Source organism: Brevibacterium metallidurans (assembly GCF_037101285.1).
In the GTDB taxonomy this organism is placed as follows: Bacteria; Actinomycetota; Actinomycetes; order Actinomycetales; family Brevibacteriaceae; genus Brevibacterium; species Brevibacterium metallidurans.
Genome location: NZ_BAAAAF010000013.1, coordinates 91,128 through 98,560, shown reverse-complemented (window position 1 = coordinate 98,560; position 7,433 = coordinate 91,128). Strand labels below are relative to the sequence as shown.

General features: G+C 60.9%; 4 protein-coding genes and 2 pseudogenes. 4 read left to right on the top strand and 2 right to left on the bottom strand.

Annotated features, from left to right (window positions below):
- Together AACX88_RS17700 and AACX88_RS17695 are read left to right on the top strand one after the other, a co-directional pair.
- Positions 1-119 (top strand): annotated as a pseudogene (locus AACX88_RS17700) (IS30 family transposase); the annotation flags it as partial.
- A 922-nt stretch (positions 120-1,041) separates the two neighbouring features.
- Positions 1,042-1,461: pseudogene (locus tag AACX88_RS17695) on the top strand (IS1634 family transposase); the annotation flags it as partial.
- Between the two features lie 138 nt (positions 1,462-1,599).
- Here AACX88_RS17695 and AACX88_RS14345 read toward each other — a convergent pair.
- Both AACX88_RS14345 and AACX88_RS14340 read right to left on the bottom strand, forming a co-directional pair.
- Entirely contained in the window at positions 1,600-3,615 is a 2,016-nt protein-coding gene (locus AACX88_RS14345) for an ABC1 kinase family protein (protein ID WP_339393574.1), read from the bottom strand.
- A 210-nt stretch (positions 3,616-3,825) separates the two neighbouring features.
- Entirely contained in the window at positions 3,826-4,785 is a 960-nt protein-coding gene (locus AACX88_RS14340; protein WP_259864407.1) for a LysR family transcriptional regulator, read from the bottom strand.
- A 156-nt stretch (positions 4,786-4,941) separates the two neighbouring features.
- On the opposite strand from AACX88_RS14340, the gene AACX88_RS14335 reads away from it, so the two are divergent.
- Together AACX88_RS14335 and AACX88_RS14330 are read left to right on the top strand one after the other, a co-directional pair.
- Positions 4,942-5,649 (top strand): aspartate/glutamate racemase family protein, encoded by a 708-nt coding sequence (locus AACX88_RS14335; RefSeq protein ID WP_259864401.1) that lies wholly within the window; start codon positions 4,942-4,944, stop codon positions 5,647-5,649.
- 231 nt (positions 5,650-5,880) lie between these two features.
- On the top strand, positions 5,881-7,026 hold the full coding sequence (locus AACX88_RS14330) for a sodium:solute symporter family transporter (protein ID WP_339393573.1): 1,146 nt from the start codon (positions 5,881-5,883) through the stop codon (positions 7,024-7,026).
- The last annotated feature ends 407 nt before the right edge of the window (positions 7,027-7,433 follow it).

Sequence of the window (7,433 nt, the reverse complement as noted above, 5' to 3'; positions counted from 1 at the left end):
TCACCACCATCGCCGAGGAGATCAACAATCGACCCCGCCGCCGACTGGGCTATCTCACGCCCACCGAGGCATTCGCTCGACTGCTCGCCGGCGAGCCCCATGTTGCTTCGACGCCTTGACATCGCCGAGTCCTTTCGACGGTGGTGGAAGAGAGTAAACGACCTGTGGGAAGCAAACAAAACCGCTCAGAGCAAGCTGACGTTTATTGAAAACCTCAACATGCACAACAAACTGGCTCGTCAACTCAGACCCACTAAACATAGGGTGTTCTATTCAACATCGGGAAATACACTCGCCGCTGTGCGGAATAGTCGCCCCGGGCAGCTTGTAGAACAGAAATTATTGTGGATTCCTGTCGGAGGTATTAGCGAGGCGCGCTACCTAACCGCAGTTCTTAATGCACCCGTAACCACCAAGATGGTATCGATTTATCAGTCGGATGGCTTAATGGGGCCTCGGGATTTCACAAAATACGTATGGATGTTACCAATACCCAGTTTCTCCGAAAATTCCCGAATTCATTTAGAACTTGTTAACCTTGCGGAGAAGTGTGAAAGCGCGGCGAGTAGGGTTGACATTGGATCGTTCGGATTCCAAAAGTCTAGATCTCTGATCAGAGAAGCGCTTCGTTCCGAGGGCTTCTTGACGCGTTTAGATCGTCTAGTTGAGACTCTGTTGTCGAACTCCGAAGTCAACGACCACCAATAGAGTGGCCCACCCAGGTAGAGGTGCTGCACCCCGCCAGTAGCTAGAAACTAATAGATCGAGGCTATTGGGAGTTGGAAACTCGTGCACAGATGACCCAAAAAGCCTCGGCCCTGCCCGCATATCGCCGATTCCTCCACGAACCTGATTTCCACAACTGATCGTTGATTTCGTGATGTTCTTGTCGCTTATGCTGGTCAGGGGCTCGTGGAGTGAATTGGTAGAAACTGCGTTGCTTCACGATGGCTGATTTTGAGCGATTTGACGGGGTTATTTCTGGTCAACGGGTTGGGGTTTAAGGATTTGGGACACTAGTAGGGTCCGTAGGCCGAGTGTATGGGCCTGCGACTAAGGAAAGCCCTGTCCGCGTGCGTGGCAACCGCGGTCCAGATCGTGACGAAACGCCACGGCAAGCTCACCGTCGTCGAATACCTCGGCTCTGCCTACACCCTGGCCCATCTCGCATCCCTCGAAGTAGCCGGTCGCGCGAAGATCATCGAAACAATCGGACACGTCTCGCTCGATCTCGAGACCGGCGGCAATGTCTCGATGACTTCGGGCCGGCGAGTGAAGGGGTCGGCATCACGGTTGTTCATCGAAACCATCCGCATTGCTTACGACAGGCTCAGCATCGATGTCGTCGATGACGAGGCGTTCTTCTAACTGGTCCTCGCCAGGCTCATTGAGCCAACATCGAAGTCCGACAAGATTCCTGTTCTCGACGAGCTCTGTGCTAATACCAAACACCGTAGCAGTCCCGACCGTCGTTCGAAGTAGTCCAGCAACTCAGTCGGTGTATCCAGTTCTCCGAACTTTCGAAAGACTTTCGGCACGCTCTCGAGCTTCTTCGCCAAGGCTCTCCTTCATGCACCATGGAGTGCGATCGGCCGTCCACTACCCTAACGAGTCCCACGCCATCCGTTGCCGCAGCGCCGGCGCCAGCACCAACGCCGCGAGCACACTGCCGGCCAGCAGCACCCACGCCCCGAAGTACGTGAAGAGCTTGAGCTCCGGCGCCAACTGCGGCCCGAAGTCCGCGGCCATGAGGATCACTCCCCCGAGGATCAACGCCGTCGAGACGATGACCTGAATGAACTGCTCGACCGTCGACTTGAGCAAGTTTTTGATCATATCGATATTCAGGCCACTCGTCCCGACATCCAGAGTCCCGTCCTGCAGGTGTCCGGCGATCCGCGCGACCTGCGCCGGCAGCTCGGCCATCTGCGGCACCGTCGCCGCGAAGTAGAGCGTCAACTCACTGCGATCAACACCCAATCCCCCGACCTGACGCAGCAGATCCTTCCCGTTCCGGGTCACCAGCGTGAGCAGGTTGAGGCTCGGATCAAGCTTCATGATCGAGCCCTCAAGAGTACTGATCGCCCTGAATGCCGTCGCCACGGACGTCGGCATCGGGAACCCGAAATCAACAACGAAGTCGATGAGCTCCCCGAAGAGAGCCGCCGAGGTCGACCCTGGCCGGCCATCCCCGTACTTGAGCATGATCTGCCCGATCTCACGCTGCAGCTCCCGCAGATCGACATCACTCGGGGTCCCCAACAGCTCGAGGATCGCCGCGGTCGCCGCCTGCGAATTCTGCGAATCGAAGGCCATGAGCAGGAGCGCAATGGCTCGCCGATCCCGTTTATCGATGAACCCGACCGCACCGAAATCAACGAGCCCAGCGCGCCCCGCGGACGAGACGACGATATTGCCCGGGTGCAGGTCGGCGTGGAAGATCCCCTTGCCGAGCACCTGGCGGACCACCATGAGGAAGAGATCCTGCGCGATCTCACCCCGGGCGATGCTCGAGAGATCCTTAACGATCTCCGAGGCGTGCGACAGCGGCACCCCCTCGACGAGGTCCATGACGATGACGTACTCCCCCGACAGCTCGGGGTACACATTGGGAATCTGCACGACGGAGGGACGCAGCGACTTCGACCGTCCCGCCTCGTCGGCCTCCCGCAGTGCCTCGATGTGGGCGAGCTCGCCCCGGTAGTCGAGCTCCCCCATGAGCGAATCGACGAAACTGTGCGCGAGCTTGACGACCCCGACCTTCTTCGCCCAATCCGTCGATCGTTCGAGCCGCTCGGCCAGGGTGAGCACGATGTCGGCATCGGCCTTGACCTGCCGACGGATCTTCGGCCGTTGCACCTTGACCGCGACAGCCTGACCCTCCCACGTCACTGCGCGGTGAACCTGGGCCACCGACGCGGCCGCGAGGGGGACTTCGTCGAACTCAGCGAACACCTCGGCGACGGGACGAGCCCACAGGGCCTCCAACTGGCCTTTCACCTCGGCGAAGGGAACCGGGGGAACGCCGGCCTGGAGTTTGGAGAACTCCTCGACGAACTCGTGCGGGATCATGTCGCCGCGGGTGGCGATGAACTGCCCGAGCTTGACGAACGTCACCCCGGCCGCCGCCAGCGCATCACGGGTCGTCGCCGCGATCTCCCGCAGCGACACGCGCAGGGTCGGGATGCGGGGTTTGAGGTAGCGGGCGAGTCCGAACTGGATGAGGATCTTCTGGACTTGGGCCAGCCGATTGACTCGGCGATACCAGGTGGGGATTTTCGGGGCCGAGCGCAGCACGGAGGACAGCGTGCCGGTGGGCATGACGAGTTCGATGGCGAGGAGGACGAACATCTGGAGGACGATGGCCCACGCGAAGAGGAGGAGGAAGACCATGATTGCGGGGAAGCTCATGTCCAGGCTCGGGTACGTGTTGTCCTCGGAGATGCCGAGGAGCTTGTATGCCTGGAGGGTGATGGGCCAGATGGAGAGGCCCATGATGAGGGAGACGACGATGTTGCGGGCGGCGCCGGTGCCGACGATCATCATCCGCCGGACGAGGAAGCCGACGATGACAGCGTTGATGAGACCCAATCCGATGGAGTAGAGGATCGTCATCTAGGCTCCTTGTCGTTCCGGGGACAGTGCCGAGTCGCTGGTTCGTGTCCGGGGTGGGCGTGGGGTGCGTCCGGTGTGCGTGTCCAGCCTAGTGGATGAAGTCTGAGATCTCTCTGGTCAGAAGGTGCGTTGGGTGGTGCGGGCTTGGGTGGGCTGGGTCTTGGTGGGACGGTGTGGGTTGGGTCTGGTTGGATCGGGTCTTGCGGTTGATCAGGTCCCAGTTGTCCTCTCCCCTGCGCTCAGAGTTCGAAGGGCGCCGAGGAGGTCGGTGATCTCCGGTGCCGCGTCGAGTTCGGCTGGGACGAGGGCGCTGATGCGCCGGGTGCCGACCTCGGCGATCGAGATCGCGGCGATCCCGTCGACAGCAGTCGTGCGTCGCGCGCTCTGCGGGAGTAGGGCCACGCCGAGGCTGTTCGACACCAAGGCTTGGATTGCGCCGGGATTGTCGGTGATGTGTCGGGTCCGCGGTTCGAATCCGGCGCGCCGGCAGAGGCGCTCGGCGGTCGACCGACAACGGTCGCAGCCCATGATCCACGGCAGTTCGGCGACATCGGCGAGCGTGTGTATCTGCCCCGCCCGGTTCCAGCGTTCGGGGACGAGGAGGTCGAGTCGATCCTCGCCGAGGTCGATCGTCGTTGCGCCCTCCAGCTGCGGTGGATCTTCGTCTTCGTGGTGGAAGACGAAGGCGACGTCGATCGCGCCGTTGTCGAGGAGGACCAGCGCCTCTGGCGGTTCGGCTTCGACGACTTCGTACGAGTGGCGGGTAACGGCGTCGGGCTGGTCGGCGGCGCTCGTCTCCAAGGTCCCGAGGGCGGCGGCCAGTGGTCCGATGACGAAGCTCGGGAAGCCGGCGAGGCGGACGTTGCGCCCGCCGAGGCCGAAAGCCGTGGACAGGTCGCGGCGGAGTCCGGTCACCGAGGCGGCCACCTCGGTGGCGCGGATGAGGGCGAGTTGGCCGGCGGTGGTGAGGACGATACCGCGTGGAGTGCGCTCGAAGAGGGTGACGCCGAGGACCTTCTCGAGGGCGGTCATGTGTTGGGAGAGGGCGGGCTGGGACCAGCCGATCTCACGGGCTGCAGCGCCGAGGCTGCCGGCGTCGGCAATGGCGCCGAAAAGGAGAAGCCGTTTCGGATCACCGGTGGCGAGTGCCTGGTCGAATTGCTGTGACATAAGTCAATCTTATGCCAGGGCAGTCGGAAGTGGGTCTACTGCTCGGGTCTTTGGTGATTCAGACTGGAAGGGCATAAGAGTTGCGGGTCTGCGGGTCAGGGTTCCTGTCCGTTCGCGGATCTGCGGCAGGTGGTTTGGACGATGAGGAGATTGACGGTGCGGAGAATCGGACTGCTGGGCGGGATGAGCTGGCACTCGAGCATCGAGTACTACACGAAGATCAATGCGGCAGTCGCCGAGCGCCTCGGCGGTCACCACTCCGCGCAGATCCTCCTCGACTCCTGTGACTTCTCGGGAATTCGCGACTTCCAGATCGCCGAGGACTGGGAGGGTGCGTCGGCTGCGTTGGCGGCGACCGGGCAGCGTCTGGCCGATGGCGGCGCCGAGGCGGTCGCGATCGCGACGAACCTCATGCACAGGACCGCACCGACCGTTGAGGCGACGGTCGACGTGCCGCTCATTCACATCGTCGACTCAATCGCAGCGATGGCGAAGGAGCGCGGGTACTCGACGCTTGCTGTCCTCGGAACGAAGTGGACGATGCTCGACGGTTTCTACACCGAGCGCCTTGAGGCGCAGGGAATCACGACGCTGATTCCGGACGAGGTGACGTGCCTTGAGGTCGATCAGATCATCTGGGATGAGCTCACCCAGGGCAAGTTGACCGATGCCTCGCGCGGCCGCTACATCGAGATCATGCAGTCGCTGGCTGACCGCGGTGCCGATGCCGTAGCGCTCTCCTGCACGGAGATCGGTCTGCTCGTTCCGCCGGAAGTCGCTCCCCTGCCTGCAATCGACTCAGTCGACGCCCACGTGGCCGCGATCGTCGAGTGGATGATGGCGGACGAGATGGCCGCCGTCTGATCGTCGTTGACCGGCCTAAGCGCACAACTATGATGGGTCTGCCGCTCTCTCCTCACGCACAGAATCGCTTGCCATTAGGCAATCCTGCTTGTCACCAATGAGTCCGTCCGGTAGCTTCTCGGCATAGGAAACGCTTCCTGTGTTCGTTGCAGGGCCCACGCTTTCGTGGGTCCTGTCCGATTTTCGAGGAGGGGCATGGACGCTCCAGGGCTTGGCGGACTCAATTGGGCCGTGATCATCATCTATCTGCTGGCCACCTTGGCGATCAGTTCGGTCACGGACATCAGCCCGGTTCTCATTGCCGCGGTCGTCGGCGTGCTCTCGGTGATCTACACGTTCCTCGGCGGGATGGAGGGAGTGATCTGGTCAGACGTTGCACAGGCGATCATTCTCCTCGTCGGCGCAGCAGTCATCCTCATCTTCGGCATCGCTGCCATCGACGGCGGTCTGACCACTGTCGCCGCTGATGCCGCTTCCGACGGCAAGTTCATCACTGCCGACAACTGGACGATCGGCGGGGCGGCTGCTGCGATCCCCATCATCTTCCTCGGGTCGGTCTTCAACAATCTGCACCAGTACACAGCAAGTCAGGATGTGGTGCAGCGCTATCAGACCACGGATTCGCCGAAGAGCACAGCGAAGTCGCTCATGGTCAATAGATTCCTTGCACTGTTGACGATTCCGCTGTTCTACGGGATCGGCACTGTGCTTTACAGCTACTACCGGCATGCTGATGCGTTGCCAGCCGACTTCAATACGTCGGCGATCGTGCCGTACTTCGCGGTGAAGGTGCTGCCGGCGGGGATCTCGGGTCTGCTCATCGCGGCGATCTTCGCAGCGGCGCAGTCGACGATCTCGTCGAGTCTCAACTCGATTTCGGCGTGCGTGACCGTCGACATCCGCGACCGATTCTTCCCGCCGCGAGGCGGGAAGCCGCGTTCAGGTGTTGGATTCTCTAGGTTCGTCATCATTGCGGTCGGGATTGCGTCTGTCGCTGTGGCGCTCTACCTGGTCGCGACCGATCAGGCGGAGACGTGGGATCTGTTCCTCAGCATCACCGGCCTCTTCGGCGTCCCCCTCGCGGGTGTGTTCGCCTTGGGGATCTTCACGAAACGGGCCAACACCTTCGGAGTGCTGTGTGGCCTGCTACTCGGGGCTGGGCTCGCCTGGTACGTCCAGAACGTCGTCGGCCTCAACACGTTCGCGATCTCGATCGTTGCGTTCGTGGCGTCGGTGGTCCTTGGGTACGTATTCTCGGTGCCGACAGGGTCCCTCGCAGTTCACGCGGATCGCGACATACTGCCGTTGACGATCTACGGGAAGCGGGAGGCGTATGTGCCACATCGCCTCCGTCGACACGAAACCCAAGCCCATTAATTGACCAGATAGGTTAATCATAAGAGCGGCCTGCGGGAATCCAATACTTTCGACGAACTTTTCCCCCTTCCGGACATCGGTACAAAATGAACGGATAATCGTTCCACTGGTGTGCACTGCAACCGCAAATCCTAACACCTCTACAAGTTGCAGATATTCTAGAGTGGTCGCCTCGGAACAAACGTAGGTTCAACGAAGTCAACTACCAAATTGACAATAGATCGAAGCGTCAACGGCTATGGCCAGTAGCGTAGACCGCCTGTCGTAGGGTATGCTAACCGACACATCGAAGTTGAGGGAGGACGCATTGGACTGTGACGGCGACGAAGACCATAGCAAGCGCCCCTCTACGACAAATAACCTGAACCTTGACATGATTTCCGTTGAAGTTCAAGGTTCGAGTGTTC